The 17,117-nt window shown below is 69.5% G+C and carries 15 protein-coding genes; 6 read left to right on the forward strand and 9 right to left on the reverse strand.

What is annotated here, in order from left to right:
- Nucleotides 1-96 precede the first annotated feature (96 nt).
- Entirely contained in the window at nt 97-3,597 is a 3,501-nt protein-coding gene (locus tag NRF20_RS26190; RefSeq protein WP_398632568.1) for a hypothetical protein, read from the forward strand.
- A 66-nt stretch (nt 3,598-3,663) separates the two neighbouring features.
- On the opposite strand, the gene NRF20_RS26195 is transcribed toward NRF20_RS26190, so the two are convergent.
- From NRF20_RS26195 to NRF20_RS26205, 3 genes are all read right to left on the reverse strand, one after another.
- On the reverse strand, nt 3,664-4,449 hold the full coding sequence (locus tag NRF20_RS26195; protein ID WP_266360750.1) for a hypothetical protein: 786 nt from the start codon (nt 4,447-4,449) through the stop codon (nt 3,664-3,666).
- A gap of 97 nt (nt 4,450-4,546) precedes the next feature.
- Nucleotides 4,547-5,194: an HAD family hydrolase gene (locus tag NRF20_RS26200; RefSeq protein ID WP_398632569.1), complete on the reverse strand. Its 648-nt coding sequence runs from the start codon at nt 5,192-5,194 to the stop codon at nt 4,547-4,549.
- A gap of 104 nt (nt 5,195-5,298) precedes the next feature.
- Nucleotides 5,299-5,874, reverse strand: a complete 576-nt coding sequence (locus NRF20_RS26205) for a TetR/AcrR family transcriptional regulator (protein WP_398632570.1) — start codon at nt 5,872-5,874, stop codon at nt 5,299-5,301.
- Between the two features lie 92 nt (nt 5,875-5,966).
- On the opposite strand from NRF20_RS26205, the gene NRF20_RS26210 reads away from it, so the two are divergent.
- Nucleotides 5,967-6,413: an anthrone oxygenase family protein gene (locus tag NRF20_RS26210; protein ID WP_398632571.1), complete on the forward strand. Its 447-nt coding sequence runs from the start codon at nt 5,967-5,969 to the stop codon at nt 6,411-6,413.
- A 260-nt stretch (nt 6,414-6,673) separates the two neighbouring features.
- Here the strand turns inward: NRF20_RS26210 and NRF20_RS26215 are convergent, their stop codons facing one another.
- The 3 genes from NRF20_RS26215 to NRF20_RS26225 form a co-directional block, all read right to left on the reverse strand.
- Complete coding sequence (locus tag NRF20_RS26215) at nt 6,674-7,567, reverse strand: helix-turn-helix domain-containing protein (protein ID WP_413753372.1); 894 nt, start codon at nt 7,565-7,567, stop codon at nt 6,674-6,676.
- A 307-nt stretch (nt 7,568-7,874) separates the two neighbouring features.
- Complete coding sequence (locus NRF20_RS26220; RefSeq protein WP_398632573.1) at nt 7,875-8,120, reverse strand: DUF397 domain-containing protein; 246 nt, start codon at nt 8,118-8,120, stop codon at nt 7,875-7,877.
- A complete protein-coding gene (locus NRF20_RS26225) occupies nt 8,117-8,983 on the reverse strand; it encodes a Scr1 family TA system antitoxin-like transcriptional regulator (protein ID WP_398632574.1) in 867 nt (288 codons plus the stop codon). The genes NRF20_RS26220 and NRF20_RS26225 overlap by 4 nt, the downstream gene beginning before the upstream one ends.
- A gap of 134 nt (nt 8,984-9,117) precedes the next feature.
- Between NRF20_RS26225 and NRF20_RS26230 the strand changes: the two genes are divergently transcribed.
- Nucleotides 9,118-9,540 (forward strand): ATP-binding protein, encoded by a 423-nt coding sequence (locus tag NRF20_RS26230; RefSeq protein ID WP_398632575.1) that lies wholly within the window; start codon nt 9,118-9,120, stop codon nt 9,538-9,540.
- A 106-nt stretch (nt 9,541-9,646) separates the two neighbouring features.
- A complete protein-coding gene (locus NRF20_RS26235; RefSeq protein WP_413753373.1) occupies nt 9,647-10,510 on the forward strand; it encodes an NmrA family NAD(P)-binding protein in 864 nt (287 codons plus the stop codon).
- A 190-nt stretch (nt 10,511-10,700) separates the two neighbouring features.
- Here NRF20_RS26235 and NRF20_RS26240 read toward each other — a convergent pair whose 3' ends face one another.
- Entirely contained in the window at nt 10,701-11,303 is a 603-nt protein-coding gene (locus NRF20_RS26240; protein ID WP_413753374.1) for an ALF repeat-containing protein, read from the reverse strand.
- Nucleotides 11,304-11,688: 385 nt separating this feature from the next.
- Here NRF20_RS26240 and NRF20_RS26245 point away from each other — a divergent pair, with 385 nt between their 5' ends.
- Complete coding sequence (locus tag NRF20_RS26245) at nt 11,689-14,271, forward strand: bifunctional FO biosynthesis protein CofGH (protein ID WP_398632579.1); 2,583 nt, start codon at nt 11,689-11,691, stop codon at nt 14,269-14,271.
- A 231-nt stretch (nt 14,272-14,502) separates the two neighbouring features.
- Here NRF20_RS26245 and NRF20_RS26250 read toward each other — a convergent pair whose 3' ends face one another.
- Both NRF20_RS26250 and NRF20_RS26255 read right to left on the reverse strand, forming a co-directional pair.
- The gene (locus NRF20_RS26250) at nt 14,503-14,949 is read right to left on the reverse strand and encodes a hypothetical protein (protein WP_398632580.1); all 447 of its coding nucleotides are present in this window, start codon (nt 14,947-14,949) and stop codon (nt 14,503-14,505) included.
- Complete coding sequence (locus tag NRF20_RS26255) at nt 14,946-15,200, reverse strand: DUF6973 domain-containing protein (protein ID WP_413753375.1); 255 nt, start codon at nt 15,198-15,200, stop codon at nt 14,946-14,948. The genes NRF20_RS26250 and NRF20_RS26255 overlap by 4 nt, the downstream gene beginning before the upstream one ends.
- Before the next feature lie 351 nt (nt 15,201-15,551).
- Here NRF20_RS26255 and NRF20_RS26260 point away from each other — a divergent pair, with 351 nt between their 5' ends.
- Nucleotides 15,552-16,736: a serine hydrolase domain-containing protein gene (locus NRF20_RS26260; RefSeq protein WP_398632582.1), complete on the forward strand. Its 1,185-nt coding sequence runs from the start codon at nt 15,552-15,554 to the stop codon at nt 16,734-16,736.
- The last annotated feature ends 381 nt before the right edge of the window (nt 16,737-17,117 follow it).

A 17,117-nucleotide genomic window follows, 5' to 3' on the forward strand; every position in this document is an offset into this window, starting at 1 on the left:
ACACATGTTGCGTGCGATCCGGGCCGTACCGCGTTCGCGCGGCGTTCGTGAAGTCCCGGCGAAATGCACTCACTTCACCGGTCCGGGGGGAACGGAATGCCCAACCGCCCATGTACGGCCGCGAGATCCGCGGCGTACACCGCTCTGCTGCTCACCTTGTCGGTCCTGCTCTCACTACTGATCCCCGCGGGCGCCGGCCGGGCGTACGCCGCCGGGGCGGCCCCCGCGTCTGCGGCAGCCGCTCCGGCCGACGAGGACTGTGACGCGCTGCCACTCTCCGCCTTCGGTGAAGCCGCCCCGGCGGAAGGCACCGTGACCATCCCCGCGGACGGGACGGCCTGCTTCACCATCACGGCCGAGGCGCCCGGCCTGCACAAGGTCGTGCTGATCGGTGGCAACGCCGGGAACACGTACGCCGATGTCTTCGACGGCGAGACGGAGATCGACTGCTACGACCCCGAGTGGGGTGCAGGCTGGTGCGCGCTGCCCCGCGCGGGCGCCTTCACGCTCCGGCTGACGAACAACTGGGCCGATCCGAGCAATCCCACCGTCGCCGTCGTTCCCCTCGGCACCACCAAGGGCTGCGCACCGGAGATCAGCACGGCCTGGGACACCGCACCCGTCGTCGGCTCGGCGGCCGGGGCGAACGCCATCCAGTGCCAGCCGTTCACGGGCAGGCCCGGTGAGCGGATCACCAACAAGATCAAGACGACCGTGTACGGCGAGAGCCTGTCCTGGATCACCGACGAGACCGGTGCCCGGATCTGCCCGCACTTCAACGAGGACGACAGCGAGGGCTGCGTACTGCCCGGCGACGGCCCGTACCGGGTCCTCTCCCAGGTCAGCTACGCGGAGCGGGGCTTCCCGGCCGAGTACACCCTCACCGTCCGCCGTATCTCCGACCCGGCCGGCTGCACCCATGTACCCCTGAACGGATACAACTCCGCACCCACGACCGCGGTCCCGGCCAGCGGCTGCAAGACGTTCACCGCCCCGGCCGCCGGACGCTACAACGTGTACGGCGTCCACGACGGCGCCCGTTCGGTGCTCGCCGTGTACGACCGGGACGGCAAGACCGTCTGCACCACCTGGAACGGCTGCGACCTCCCCGCCGCCGGGGACTACACCGTCTTCACCGACGACCCGACCCTCATCCTCGACAGCTCCGCCACCACCGGCTGTGAGCCCGTCGAACTCGGCCTGTATCGTTCCGCGTTCACTGCGCCCGGTGAGATCGACTGCCTGTCCCTGCCACTCCCCGCGGACGCCCGCCTGGCCGTGCTGAAGGACCTCAGTGGGTCCGGGCCACGCCCCGAAGTGACCGTCGTCGACGCCGACGGCGTACAGCGGTGCGACTGGACCGACCTCTCGGCAGGTACGTGCGCACTCACCGGCAAGGCCCCGTTCCGAGCCCTGGTCTCCACCGACAGCCAGTCGAATCCGACCGGTCCGTACGCCCTCGCCCTGCACCGCACCGACACGGCGAGCGACTGCGCGGCCATCCCGGCGGGCGACTTCACCGCGACGAGCCCGGCAGCCCGGTTCTCCACCGGCGAGGGTGTCTTCTCGCACTGCCTGACCATCCCGGCCGACGACCACAGCGACTACGAGAACCTTCAGCTCCAGGCGGCCCCCGGCACCACGTCCACCGCCGCCTTCACCGTCCTGGACCCCCACGGCAAGCAGGTCTGCTCGATCTACTCGTCCCTCTCCACCTGGACGACCTGCGAACTGGCGCCCGGCGTGGCCCACACCGTGCTGGTCACCGGCCGTGACACCGCCGCCGACTACACCCTGACCCGTCGCGATGTCACCGCGACCGCGAAGGGCTGCACCCCGAACCCGGCGACGAAGGTCGGTGGTCCGTCCACCGGCGGCACGATGGGCGCCCCCGGCGAGCTGCGCTGCCGCCAGGTCACCACCGCCGACGTCAAGGACACCCTGCACATCAATGTCCGCGACTCGCTCGGCACCGCGAACGTGGTGGTGTACGACGCCGACGGCACCGCCCTGTGCAACAAGAACCAGGCGTGCGCCGTCACCGGCTCCACCCACTACCAGGTCCTGGTCACCGTCCGATCGGGACTGAAGGCCGCCGACTCCTACCGCTTCGACGCCCTGCGCATCGCCGGCGCGGAAGGACCGGCCGCCGAGTGCGAGAAGGTCCCCAACGTCGCCTTCGGATACGGCCCGGTCACCGGCACCCTCGACGAGCAGCACACCGCCGTCTGCGCCGCACTGCCCACCGCGTACCGCGACTACTTCAAGATGGAGATCAGCGACACGACGGGCGCCACCGAGACGGCGGTACCCGCGCTGTACGACCCGAGCCTCGACAACGGCTGCATTCGCTACATCCCGACCGGCTACGACTGCGCCGTGAACGAGCCGTACACCAAGGAGACCACCCCGAGCATCCTCGTCCTTTCGCTGCCGGAGAAGGCATCGAAGACCTCGTACGAGGCCGAGGCGGTCTGCACGTCCGTCCTCTGCGGCACGGAGCAGGTGACCATCGGGCAGATCACTCCGGCCACCGGGGCCAGCGGCACGAAGGCGACGGTTCAGCTGAGCGGCACGTCCCTGCACAAGGACGACGAGATCGTGCTGTCTCTCAACGGCAAACAGATCACGTCGACCACAACCGCGGTTTCGGCGGACCGGCGGACCTTGACGGCCGTACTCGACCTGACCGGGGCCGCCGTCGGCACCTGGAACGTCGGCGTCAACACCCACAACGGGTGGGGATACCAGCGCGGCAGCTTCACCGTCACCGAAGCCCCGTTCAAGAACAGCGCGCCCCCGGCCATCACCGGCACCGCGAAGGTGGGTGACCGCCTCACCGCGTCCACCGGCACCTGGACCCCCGCCCCGGCCTCGTACACCTACCAGTGGAACGCCGACGGCAACGCGGTGACCGGCGCGACCGCGTCCACGTACACCGTCCCCGCAGCGCTGCTCGGCAAGAAGCTCACCGTCACCGTCACGGCCCGTCGCACCGGCACCCCGGACGTCCAGGCCACCTCGGCGGCGGTCACGGCCACCCAGGGCGCGGCCCCCAAGGCGACGACCTCCCCGAAGATCACCGGTACGGCGAAGGTGGGTGCCAAGCTCACCGCCGCTCCCGGCAGTTGGACGCCGTCCGCCACCTCGTACGCGTACCAGTGGAAGGCCGACGGCAAGGCGATCAAGGGCGCGACCGCGTCCACGTACACCGTCCCGGCGTCGCTGCTCGGCAAGAAGGTCACGGTCACCGTCACGGCCCGCCGCACCGGCCACGCCGACGGCTCCGCGACGACCGCCTCCGTGAAGATCGCCACGGGCAGCGCCCCCAAGGCCACCAAGCAGCCCACGATCTCCGGCACGGCGAAGGTGGGCCGCACGCTCAAGGCCGCCCACGGCACCTGGACGCCCGCCCCGACCTCGTACGCCTATCAGTGGTACGAGAACGGCAAGGCGATCAAGGGCGCGACCAAGTCGTCGCTGACGCTCAAGTCCGCCCAGCGCGGCAAGAAGATCACCGTGAAGGTGACCGCCCGCCGCACGGGCCACGCCAACGGTTCCGCCACCAGCAAGGCGACGAAGGCGGTTGCCCGCTGACATCGGCAGTGTGATCGAAAGGGCCGGGCTCCTCACTGGGAGTGAGGAGCCCGGCCCGCTGCTTGGTCACTTCACCGTGACGGCGTCGCCGGTGGAGACGACCTTCATGGTCGTGGTCGTACCGAGGAACGCCCAGCGCCAACTGCCCGAAGCGGTGGCCTTCACCGTCGTGCGGAGGTGGCCCTTGCTGTCGGTGGTCGCCGTCTTCACGGTGCTGTACGTGCCGCCGGGCTTCTTGTACTGCAGCTTCACCACCTGCTTGGTGTACGCGTGGTACTTGAGATCCGTCCAGTTGGCCCGCGACAGCTTTCCGGTGACGGTCAGCGTGCCCCCCTTCCTGACCGGCTCGGGCGTGGCATCCGTGGTCAGGGTCGCGGCGCGCTTCACCTTGAACAGGGCGATACGGTCGGAGATCCAGTAGTCGCGGTCATTCGCCTGGACCGTGGCGTTGACCTGCCAGGTCCCCGCGACCGAGTTGGCGTCCCAGCCCTCGTTGCCGCTTCCGTAGAAGTCGATCCACGTCGGGTCGATCTGCATCGTCGCGGTGCACACGGACGTCGTCGTGCTGACCTTCTTGCACGTCGTACCGAGATGGTCGACCGGCCCATGGCCATTGGTCGCGTTGAACGCGGACACATCGGCGACCCCCTTCACCCCCGAGTTGTCCTTGATCGTCATGGTGATCAGGAAACGCTTGACGTTCTTGACCCCGACGATCACATTGCTGCCACCGTTCACGACGGTCTTGGTGACCCGGATGTCACCCCGCCCCTCCGCGTGAGCGGCCGGCGCCACCACGATCCCGGTGGCCACTGCCGCCACCACGGAAGCCGCAGCCATTCTTCTGCGCATGTCCCACCCCTGTTCTCCCCGCCTCGTGGCAGGGGGAGAACAGAGTAGCGACCACCCCGACCCGCCTTACGCGTAACGGACTTGAGGCGGCCGGCCGTCAGATCTCTGACAAGAGCACCGGCAGCTTGCGCATGTCGTCGAAGACCACGGTGTCCGGGCCCTCCAGCCAGTGCGCCGGGGTCAGCCCGCCCGCGTAGCCGAGTGACCGCATTCCGGCCGAACGGGCTGCCTGTACCCCGTACTTGCTGTCCTCGACGACGACGCAGGCCGAGGGATCCACGCCCATCTGCCGGGCCGCGTGGAGGAAGAGGTCGGGGGCGGGCTTGCCGTGCGCGACCTCACTGGCGCTGAAGATGCGGCCCTCGAAGTGGGAGTGGAGACCGGTGTGGCCGAGGGTGTGGCGCATCTTCTCGTGGCTGCCGCTCGATGCCACACAGGTGGGGAGCGTGAGGGCGGCCAGCGCCTCGTGGATGCCGTCGACCGCGACGAGTTCGGTGTTCACGGCGGCACGGTGGAGGTCCTCGAAGCGCTGCTGCCAGACGGCGGACCTGCCGGGCAGGCGCGCCTCGATCAGCGCACCGATCGACTTGTTCGACCGGCCCACGAACTTCTCGATGACTTCTTCCGCCGTCAGCGGCCACCCCAGTTCGGCGCCCACTTCGACCTGGATGCGCACGGCGATGCGTTCGCTGTCGACGAGTACGCCGTCACAGTCGAATATGACGAGTTCAGTAGGAGTGGTCATCCGGCCAGGATAAAGAGACCTGCACTTCAGTGGAGGCGGGATGAGCCCGGCGGCGCGGACGTGGTGATCCGGAGAACAGGCGGCGAGCCGGGCCGGCGTGGACCCTAGCGGGGGACGAAGCGGTCGGCCAGGAGCATGAGGCGGTCGGGGACCCGGTCGGCGGGCAGGCGTCCGGCGCGGGTGAGGGTGACCAGTCCGTGCAGCGCGGCCCAGAACGTCTCGACGAACAACCCCGTTTCATCGGGGTGTGCGTGGTCGACGAGCGGGTCCAGCAGGGCCTGGAATGCCTCGCGCAGTGGAGCGGGCGTGGCGTCGTCGGCGAAGGGGAGGCCGTTGTCGAGGCTGAACATCGCGTCGTACAGGGCGGGATTGCGTGCGGCGAAGTCGGTGTAGGCGCGGGCCAGTGCAGCCACCGGCTTCCGGCCCGCGAGCCCTTCCGGCACCGCGGCGCGCAGCGCGGTCGTCAGCTCGGCGAACCCCTCCAGCGCGACCGCTCCCACGATCTCGTTCTTGCCCCGGAAGTGGCTGTAGAGAACGGGTTGGCTGTACTCGATCTGCTCGGCGAGCCGACGCGTGGTGACAGCGTCCCATCCGTGGGTCTCGGCGAGTTCGCGGGCCGTGGAGACGATCAGCCTGTGGCGGCTGGCCCGCTCGCGTTCCTTGCGTTCGTGTACTGACATGACTCGATACTAGCACCGCTAGACAATAGAGCGATGACATTTCTAGCATTGCATCAGAACCTAGCGCCGCTAGGTCAGCCTTTGGAGGGGTCATGCAGGACGTACTGGCCGTCGTCACGGTCGTTGTGGTCGGGCTGATGGTGGGCGTGGAGTTCGCGGTGGCGGTGTTCGTGAACCCGATCCTCGACCGGCTCCCGAACGACGGCGGGGTCGAAGCCCGCAGTGACGGGGCGCGCGTCCTGGGCCGGGTGATGCCGTTCTGGTACATCGGCTCGGTCGTCCTCGGCGCGGTGTGGTCCACGCTGACGTGGGGCGACGCGGTCGCGTCGCTCGTCGCCGCGGGCGCAGTGCTGCTCGTGGTGAGCGTGGTGATGTCGATCCTGCTGCTCGTGCCGATCAACTCACGTGTCGCGACCTGGTCGCAGGAAGGCGTGCCCGCGGACTGGAAGCAGCAGGTGGGGCGTTGGGACCGGTTCCACTACGTCCGCGTGGGCGTCATCGTGCTCGCCTTCACGCTGTTCGCCGTGGCCCTCGTCTAGGCCCGGGCGGCGGATCCGACCGGTGCGGCGCCGTACGCCCAGCGTCAGATCAGGCGACGCGGAGCTTCTTGCGCCGATCACGGTCGCGGCGAACTGCCGGGACGTCCCCTGACCGAGTGGCGCCGGTACGGGGCGCCGAGGGAGGCCACCGGCTGCCCCTCCACGGGGCGCGGGTGCCACCGGGGCATCCCATGACGTTCGTTCACCCACCTGTCCCGTCGGACCAGCAACGATCACCACAGGGTAGAGACCTCACTTGTTCAGGCCGACAGGAGGTGCGGTTCGTCGGCTGTGCAGTCGTGGCAGTTGCCTGGGTTGGGGGAGCGGAAGGCGCGGTCGCAGCGGTCGCAGTTCTGGAGTGGGGTGGGCTGGTAGGTGGGGGTGGTCGGGGGTGGGAGGAGGGCGATGAGGCGGTGCCTCAAGAATTTGGCCGGAAATCTGAGGGGTTGGGGGAGGTCGTTGGTGAGGGCCTGGCGGATGGCGGTGGGGGTGGTGCCGCGTTCGAACCAGGTGGCGACGGCGGGGGCGAGGTGGTGGATGTCGCGTTCGGTGAGGGTGATGTGGGGTGCGCGGCGGTGGAGGTCGATGAGGAGCGCGGTGGCGGCGTGGAGGAGTTGAGGGAGGGGTTTGGTGGGTTGGGGGAGTGGCGGGGGCTTGGGCGCGGTGGGGGCGGGGACGTAGGGGGTTGCGGGGCGCGGTGCGGGTGTGGGGGTCGGGGCAGCGACCGTGGCTGGGTGGCTGGGCTTGGGGCGTCGCTTGGGGGCCGGGGCGGGGTGGGCGTTGGTGGAGCCTGGTTGGTTGTACGAGCAGGTGCGGGTGATGACGCGGCCGTTGGGGAGGCGTTCGCGGGTGCGGCGCAGGTAGCCGTGGACTTCCAGTTCGCGCAGTGCGGCAGCGATGCGGGCCTCGCTGTCCGGGAAGCGTTCGGTGAGGTGCTTGATCCCGACCTTTGCCCCGGCGGGGAGCGACTGGATGTGGGTGGCGAGGCCGATCGCGAGGAGGGAGAGCTCGCGGTGCTGGGCCAGGTGGTTGCCCACGACCGTGAAGTGGCTGGTGTGGCGGGAGTTGATGTGCATGACGCCGGACGACGGCGTGGCGTCCCCGCGAACGGGAGACGGGGCGCGCGAGGGCGCGCTAATCTGCTGGGTATCCATCGGGAAGGTCTCGTCTTCCTCGGTGGTCAGGCCCTCGATCGGGATTGCGAGTCCCGGCCGGGGGCCGACGCATGTCTGTGGTTGTCGCGGCGAGCATATGCCAGCCAACCGCTATGAAATCCAGCTCAGTTGGCAAACCTCACCCGTGTGAGTGACGGGCCTCTGGTTGAGGCCGGGGGAGGGGTTTGGTTGGGAAGTTCCTTCTTCCCAAAGCCTTTACGTCGGGGGCCGCCGCGTCGCGGTCGACCGGGTCGCGGCTGTCGCGATCCGGTGCGGGACCAGGTGTGCCAGGCGGATCGGGCCGCGCTCAGCCCTGGCGCGCGTACGAGACGAAGGCGGTCCAGGTGTCGGGGGCGACGTCGACGCGGGGGCCCTGGATGTTCTTGGAGTCGCGGATGTGGATGGTGGTGGGGCAGGTCGCGACCTCGACGCATTCGCCGCCCTCACCGCTGCTGTAGCTGGACTTGCGCCAGTCGTAGGCGACCTCGATGCATGCGCCGCCCTCGCCGCTGCTGTAGCTGGATTTGAACCAGTGCAGTTGCTCGGTGTTCATCGTTCTCCCAGCATCTTCTCGATGAGCGTCAAGGACTCCGTGGGGGTGAGAGCCCGCGAGCGGATGATCCCATAACGCTCGCTGAACACGCGGACTTCCTCTGGGTTGGTGATCAGCCGTGCATGGCCGTATGTCTCCGTGTACGCCGCCTCCTGGCGGCCCTTAGGAGTGAGAAGCGTGAACGAGGCATCCAGGCTGGGGTGTTCTTCCCGATCGGTCGTCATGACCTGAAGCTCCACAGTTCGCAAGCGCCCGACATCCAACAGTCTCTGCAACTGCTGTCTGTGAACGGCCTGCCCGCCGATCGGTCGTTCCAGTACGGCCTCCTCCAGTACGTAGCTGAACGTTGGTGCGGGCCAGCGCCCGAAGATCTGCTGGCGGTCCATGCGGTCCGCTACTCGCTTCTCGATCGTCTGCTCATCCAGTAGCGGCCGTCGTTGCGTGAACACTGCACGCGCGTAGTCCTCGGTCTGGAGAAGACCCGGCACGGCCTGCGTGCTGTAGATGTGTAGCGCAACTGCATCCGCCTCCACCCGCGCGTAGTCCCGGAACCAGTCCGGGTGTCGCGTCCGTGACCGCGACAACGCCTCCTGCGCCTCATCGACCGCCGCTCGCAGCACCCCGCCTGCGTCCAGCACCTGGTCCACGCGGCCCAGGAAGTCCGGCTGAGGTGTCCGTACACCCCGTTCCGTCGCGGAGATCAGGTCTTCGCCGCAGTGCGTTGCCGTGCCCAGATCCTTCTGGCTCAGGCCCGCGCGTTCCCGCAGCACTTTGATCTGTTTGCCCAGCGCCCTGAACAGGTGCGCCGTGCCGTCCGACTCGGCCGGTCGCTCCGGTCGTTCTTCGCGTTCCGCGTTCGCCATCTCCCCTGCACCGCTCTCTGTCCGCCCGGTCACGGCCGACGCCCCGTACAGCCGACCGGGCGTGCCCGTACAGCTGCTCGGAGTCGTGGTGTCACTCCTGGTCAGCGTACGAGTAACCGGACACGCTGAGTCACATGAACCCCGAAATCACCCTTGTGGGCGCCGAGTTCGTCCAACGCTTCAGTGCCACCCGCCGAGGCGCGCGGCTCGCCCGCCGGCTCGCTGTGCATCAACTCGACGAGTGGGGTGCGCCGTACGGGAGCGAGCTCTCCGACAATGCCGCCCTGGTCGTGGCCGAGCTGGCGGCGAACGCGGTGCTGCACGGGCACGTGAGAGGGCGGGACTTCGAACTCAGGCTCCTCAACCTTGCGGGCACGCTCCGTATCGAGGTGTCGGATGCACTGGGTGAGCGGGGGCCGCAGCGGTGCGCGCCGATGGGCGGAGCAGAGTCGGGGTACGGCCTCCACCTGGTCGAGGCGCTGGCCACGTCCTGGGGAATCACCGACCGGGTCGTGGGCAAGACGGTCTGGGCCGAGTTGCTTGCCTGTCATCATTGAGGCGGATTCGCGGCAGGGCCGACGCCCACCACCCGGGGCCCTCCTGGTGGCAGGTCCGGCCGCCGCTGGTCAGCATGGACCCATATCCGTCGACCAGGGAGACCTCATGTCCATCGCGGTACTCGGAGCGACCGGCGGCCAGGGCGGCGCGGTGGCCGCCGCCCTGCTGGAGGCAGGGCGTGCCGTGCGCGCCGTGGTGCGTGATCCCGGCAGCGGGCGGGCCAGGGCGCTGGTGGCGGCCGGAGCGGAGGTCGTCCCCGGGAATCTGTTCGACGCGGGCTCGCTCGCCGAGGCGTTCCGGGGCACGACGGCCGTGTTCGCCGTGACCACGCCGTTCCAGGACGGTCTGGACGCGGAGGTGGCCCAGGGCGAGGCGATCGTACGGGCCGCCGAGGACGTCGCACTGCCGCATCTGGTGCTGGCCTCCGTCGCCAGTGCGGACCGTGGCACCGGCATCCCGCACTTCGAGACCAAGGCCAGGACCGAGGAACTGCTCGCCGGCTCCGGACTTCCGGCAACGGTGGTGGCGCCGACCTACTTCTACGACAACGCGCTGGGCGCGCTGGACGAGGTCGCCGCCGGCCTCCTCACCATGCCGCTTCCCGGCGACACGCCCCTCCAGCAGGTGGCACGGCAGGACCTGGGCCGTGTCGTGGCCGCGATCGTGGCCGATCCGGACCGCTGGATCGGGCAGCGGATCGAGGTGGCGGGCGACGATCCCACGCCGGTCCGGATGGCCGAGGAGATCGGACGGGCGGCGGGCGGCGCGGTCGCGTTCCGGCAGACCCCGCTGGCGGACCTGCGTACCACCAACCCCGACATGTTCGCCATGTACAGCTTCCTGGCGGACACCGGATACCAGGTGGACCTGGAGGCATTGCGGACGCAGTTCCCCACCATCCCCTGGACTCCGTACGGCGCATGGGCGGACGCCCAGAAGTGGCCGACACCCCGCATCAGGACAACGTGACACCTGGGCCTGTGATGTCACGTCGTACGTGTTGAGGGGGCTGTGGTTGATGGCGCTTCCTGCTTGTCTCCGCTCCCGCTGAGAAGTGCGCCGCAGCTGCTCTATCTGTTGCCCACCCACCGGAGCGCCGACCCGCGGGGTCGGCGCGTGGGTCGGCCTTTCCGGTGCAGTTCTGGCTTGGGCTGCGGATCTAGCCGTCCACCTTGTACTGCCCGACCTCCAGGAAGTACCGCAGCTCCTCTGGCGTACCGTCGATGGCCTCCTCGGCAGCCGCGCGGAGGGCGTTGCTGATGGTCGGGTCGGCCAGGATGCGGAAGATGGCGACGCGGTCGTCCTCGGCCTGGGCGATGCGGTAGCCGGTCTCCAGGAAGGTCCGCAGGGCTTCGGGGCTGCCGTCGTTGAGGGCCTTGTTGACTTCCCGGATGACGGCCTGGTCGCCGTTCTGTTGTGCCAGGTACAGGATGCGGAAGATGGCGACGCTGTCGTCTTCGGCCTGGGCGATGCGGTAGCCGGTCTCCAGGAAGGTCCGCAGGGCTTCGGGGCTGCCGTCGTTGAGGGCCTTGTTGGCCTCCCGGATGACGGCCTGGTCGCCGTTCTGTTGTGCCAGGTACAGGATGCGGAAGACAGCGACGCGGTCGTCCTCCTCCGACATCTCGTCCACCGGCGTCTCGGACGTGGCCGTCACGGTCGTCGACGTGGCCGTCGAGCCCGTGGCGAACGCCGGGGTGGTGAAGAGGAGGGCCGGTGTCAGGGCGGTGGCCGCGACGAGCAGGGCAGCGCGGGTCGGTCTCATGAGTGTGTGCCTCCGTGGTCGAGCTGTCGGTGGGCAGATCCTCGCCGCTGTACGCCACCGATGTCATTGCCGGGAGTGGGCAGTCTTCGTCGACTGCCGTTGCCGTCCGCGTGCCCGGTCAGTCGCGGGCCGGGCCAACCGGGCAGGGGAAGGTGCGTGTTCAGGAACGAGTCGGCGGGTGGATCGGGCTCCGGGCGGGGGCGGCCTGCTCCGTCACCGCGAGTGACCGGTGCTGTGTGATGCGGCCTGCGCTCAGCTCCAGGTGGTTGCCAGTGAAGCGGGCTCGCATGCGGCGGTCGTGGGTGACGACGGATGCCCGGCGGTCACGGTCACTCCCGGCGGAGGCCCTGGTCCGGGGCGCGCGCCCCGCTCGTATGCTCGCTCCATGACCGATCCTCAGCGCGGACGTCCGACCACCAATTCCATGCGGCGTGCCCTCAAGCGGGCCCGCGACGGTGTCGCTCTCGATGTGACCGAGGCCGCCGTGCTGCTCCAGGCGCGAGGTGACGATCTGACGGATCTCGCAGCCTCGGCCGCCCGGGTGCGTGACGCCGGCCTCGAAGCCGCCGGCCGGCCCGGTGTCATCACGTACTCCCGCAAGGTCTTCATCCCGCTGACCCGGCTCTGCCGCGACAAGTGCCACTACTGCACCTTCGTCACCGTCCCCGGCAAGCTCCGGCGCGCGGGCCACGGGATGTTCCTGTCGCCCGACGAGGTGCTGGACATCGCGCGCAAGGGCGCGGCCATGGGCTGCAAGGAAGCGCTGTTCACGCTCGGCGACCGGCCCGAGGACCGCTGGCCCGAGGCGCGGGAGTGGCTGGAGGCCGAGGGGTACGACGACACCCTCGCGTACGTACGCGCCATGGCGATCCGCGTCCTGGAGGAGACCGGCCTCCTCCCGCACCTCAACCCGGGCGTGCTGACCTGGACCGACCTCCAGCGGCTCAAGCCGGTCGCCCCCTCCATGGGCATGATGCTGGAGACGACGGCCACCCGCCTGTGGTCCGAACCGGGCGGCCCGCACCACGGCTCCCCGGACAAGGAACCGGCCGTGCGCCTGCGCGTCCTCGAGGACGCGGGCCGCTCCAACGTCCCGTTCACGACCGGCATCCTGATCGGGATCGGCGAGTCGTACGAGGAGCGCGCCGACTCCCTCTTCGAGCTGCGCAAGACCGCCCGCGCCTACCACGGCATCCAGGAAGTCATCGTCCAGAACTTCCGCGCCAAGCCGGACACCGCGATGCGCGGCATGCCGGACGCCGAGCTGGAGGAACTGGCCGCGGCCATCGCCGTCGCCCGGCACATCCTCGGCCCGTCCGCCCGCATCCAGGCCCCGCCTAACCTCGTCGACGCCGAGTACGCGCTGCTCATCGGCGCGGGCATCGACGACTGGGGCGGCGTCTCGCCTCTCACGCCCGACCATGTGAACCCCGAACGCCCCTGGCCCCACATCGACGAACTGGCCGCCAGGACAGCCGAGTCGGGCTTCACTCTCCGCGAGCGACTCACCATCTACCCGGAGTTCATCCAGCGCGGCGAGCCCTGGCTCGACCCCCGTCTGCTCCCGCACGTCCGCGCCCTCGCCGACCCGGAGACGGGCCTCGCGAAGGAGGGGGCGATCCCCGTCGGCCTGCCCTGGCAGGAGCCCGACGAGGAGTTCGGAGCCACTGGCCGCACCGATCTGCACCGCACCATCGACACGGAGGGCCGCACCGACGACCGCCGCGAGGACTTCGACGAGGTGTACGGGGACTGGGAGGCGCTGCGCGAGGCGGCGGCCCCCGGCATGGTCCCGTCCCGCATCGACGCGGACGTACGCCAGGCGCTCGGCCAGGCCGCCGACGATCCGACGAAACTCACCGACGACCAGGCGCTCGCCCTGCTCCACGCGGACGGCCCGGCGCTCGATGAACTGTGCCGGATCGCGGACACCCTGCGCCGTGACGTGGTCGGTGACGACGTCACGTACATCGTCACCAGGAACATCAACTTCACCAACGTCTGCTACACCGGCTGTCGCTTCTGCGCCTTCGCCCAGCGGCGCACCGACGCCGACGCGTACACCCTCTCCCTGGACCAGGTCGCCGACCGGGCCGCGCAGGCGTGGGACGTCGGTGCGGTCGAGGTCTGCATGCAGGGCGGCATCCACCCGGACCTGCCCGGCACCGCGTACTTCGACATCGCGCGAGCGGTGAAGGAACGCGTACCCGGCATGCATGTGCACGCCTTCTCCCCGATGGAGGTCGTCAACGGGGCGACCCGCACCGGCATGTCCATCCGCGACTGGCTGCTCGCCGCGAAGGAGGCCGGGCTCGGTTCGATCCCCGGTACGGCGGCCGAGATCCTGGACGACGAGGTCCGCTGGGTCCTCACCAAGGGCAAGCTGCCCACGGCGACCTGGCTGGAGGTCATCAGGACCGCCCACGAGGTGGGCCTGCGATCGTCGTCGACGATGATGTACGGCCACGTCGACCAGCCCCGCCACTGGCTCGGCCACCTGAGGACCCTGGCGAACCTCCAGCAGGAGACCGGCGGCTTCACGGAGTTCGTCACCCTCCCCTTCATCCACACCAACGCCCCGGTCTACCTGGCAGGCATCGCGCGCCCCGGCCCGACCGACCGCGACAACCGGGCCGTCACCGCCATGGCCCGGCTCCTGCTCCACCCGCACATCACCAACATCCAGACCAGCTGGGTGAAGCTCGGCACACAGGGCGCGGCCGAGATGCTGCGCTCGGGCGCCAACGACCTGGGCGGCACGCTGATGGAGGAGACCATCTCCCGGATGGCGGGCTCCGGTTACGGCTCGTACCGGTCCATCCAGGACCTCGTCGCGATCGCGGAAATCGCGGGCCGCCCGGCGAAGCCGCGTACGACGCTGTACGGGGAGGTGCCGCAGGAGCGGGTGGCGGCGGCCGCCGCGTCCGACGGGCACCTTCCGGAGCTGCTTCCCGTGCTGCCGGACTGAGCCGTATGCCTTCGCCGACCGGCCATGCGTACGGTCCGCGGGCCCAGTGGGCCTCGGCTACAAGACCCCGGCCGAAGTTCACGCCGAATACGTGAAGATGAAGCTCGCGGCATAGAAAACACCCATAACCGGTGTCCGGAAAATGGATGGCCGCTCAGCCGCGGTGGAGAACAACGAGATGTGGCGCCCCCGGTCGTACCAGGGGGCGCCATGCTCCTCAGGCCGGCAGTCTCAGGCGTGCGCGTTGCGTCCCGTCACGTGGAACGCACTACGCACCTCGACCGCGCAGGCCGCGGCGACGCACAAGGCGACCGCCACCATGCCCGAGCCGATCACGGTGTCCGGGCCGGGATTCTGGCCGAGGACGGTGACCAGCGCCTTCGCGGCGATGGCGACCTGTCCCAGTCCGACGACCGTCAGCCAGGCGACGCGCAGGGCCCGCGGGCTGTGGGTGCGTGCCTTCTCCAGCCCCAGCAGCGCCGCCGCACCCGTCAGCGCGACCACGACTCCGAGCGTGACGGTGACGGAGAGCATCGCGTCCACGGCCGGGGCGTCGGTGTGGTCGAGTTCCGCTGTGTCCGGCGGGAGAACGGTGAACGCTACGGTCATCAGGGCGAGGTAGGTGACCTGGAGGAGGAGAAGGACGGGCACCACTCGCCGGCTGAGCGTGGAAGTCATGCGTTGCTCCTCACGAGCTTGCCACTCTTGGTGATCCACAGCTTCCCACGGCTCGTCCCGTTCTTGCAGGCATCCCTGCTGCGGATGCCCGCACTCGACTTGCCGGTGTTGTCACGGCCGATCTGACGGCCGATGGAGTTGTTGCGCAGGTCCATCTCCTTGTCGTTGCCCCGGGAGGTGGACTCGTGACGCGTGGCGATCTCGCGTATGCCCTCGGCCCGGCCGCGCCGCCGCTCGATGCGACAGATCATCAAGGACCGCAGACGCACATCCTTTATCGGCCGGGCAGGCGAACTCGACGCCCTCCGGCGCAACTTCGACCTTGCGCCAAAGGACGTGCGCCAGGCATTGGGCCGCACCTCCGACGCCGGCCGGTCTGGAGCGGGCGCTGGTCGGCGATGCCGGGGCCTGCCGCATGTGCCGTACCCGGGACCGGAGTTGGGCCGCCCTCCCGCACCCGTACCTCGTCGGCTGAGTGCGGCCGGGGGGGGTAGCCCTACCCGGAAGTGGGCAGGTAGCGGGATCACTTCGGGCGGCCGCACCCGGAGATGCTGGGCACGGCACACGCCACCGGTTTCCCTCGATCTGGCAGGAGTTGTTTCGTGCACGAGCAGACATGGCAGAGGTTCCGTTTCCGCGGCGGGAGGCAGGGTGTTCGGCGCAAGGCCGTTTCGGCCGCGGTCGCGGTGATCGCCGGCGTCGTGACGGTGGGTGCGTTGGCGCCGCCGGCGGCCTCCGCAGCGACCAGGCCGGACACCGTCCAGCAGAGCCTGAGCGCGCTGGTGCGCACCGACGGCATGCCCGCCGCGCTGGCGAGCGTCAAGGACCGCGAGGGCCGCGAGGGTCGCACCCGTACCTACACCGCAGGGGTTGGCGACCTGGCCACCGGCTCGAAGGTGCCCAGGGACGGACAGGTGCGGATCGGCAGCAACACCAAGACGTTCACCGCCGTGGTCATGCTGCAGCTGGTCGGTGAGGGGAAGGTCGGCCTCGACGCCGCGGTCGACACCTATCTGCCGGGCCTCGTACGCGGGGACGGAATAGACGGACGCCGCATCACCGTCCGCCAACTCCTCCAGCACACCAGCGGACTTCCCGAGTACACCGACGATCTGGACTTCACCACTCTTCAGCACCGGTACTCCGAACCCCGGGACCTTCTCGATATCGCCCTCAAGGACAAAGCCGACTTCCCCCCGGGCGCGAAATGGGAGTACAGCAACACCAACTACCTGCTGGCGGGCCTGATCATCCAGAAGGTCACCGGCCGGCCCCTCGGCGAGGAGATCACCCGGCGCGTCATCGACCGCGTCGGACTGCGCCACACGTACTTCCCCGCCCCCGGTGACATGACCATCCGCGAGCCCCACCCCAAGGGCTACTTCAGGGATTCGGCAGACGGTCCCCTGCGCGACTACACGGAAATGGACCCTTCCTGGGGCTGGGCGGCAGGCGCGATGGTCTCCACCAATACCGACCTCAACCGGTTCTACACCGCGCTCCTCGGGGGCCGCCTCCTCCCGGCGGCCCAGCTCGCCGAGATGCGCACCACCGTCCCCGCCGACTACCTCGGCACCGGCGCCCGCTACGGACTGGGTCTGGCGAGCAGGCCGCTGTCGTGCGGCGGTGTGTACTGGGGCCACGGCGGTGACATTCCGGGATACGAGACCCGCGGCGGTGCCACCGACGACGGTCGCGCCGCCAGCGTCGCGGTGACCACCATGCCGCCCGACGAGGCAGCCATGCTGCGGGTCGAGAAGACGGTGGACGCGGCCCTCTGCCGTTGAACGGTCCGGTGCCGGGAAGGCGGCGTGCACCTCCGCGTTCGGATCAGCCGGCGGTCAGGATGCGCCAGTCGCGCGAGCCGATGTCGGCGGGTGTGCCGTCGAGAATCCGGGCCGTGCGCGTCGTGGGTTCGAGGGTGACGGTCGCGAGGCTCGCCCAGCGTTGGCCGAGCGGTCTGTCCCCGGGCTACGCTCGGCGGTGAGAGCGCAGGAGTCCATGACGCGCACCGTCCTTGCCGACCTCATCGAGGAAGGCCGCCGGGCCGGGGACTTCACGACCGACGACGCGCTCGGAGTGGCCTGCACATCCTGGTCACCGTCGACGGTCTCGGTGCATACGCCAACGACGACACGCGGCTGGACCATCCGGTGCTCGAAGACATG

Source organism: Streptomyces sp. R-74717 (genome assembly GCF_047305335.1).
GTDB classification, from domain to species: Bacteria; Actinomycetota; Actinomycetes; order Streptomycetales; family Streptomycetaceae; genus Streptomyces; species Streptomyces atratus.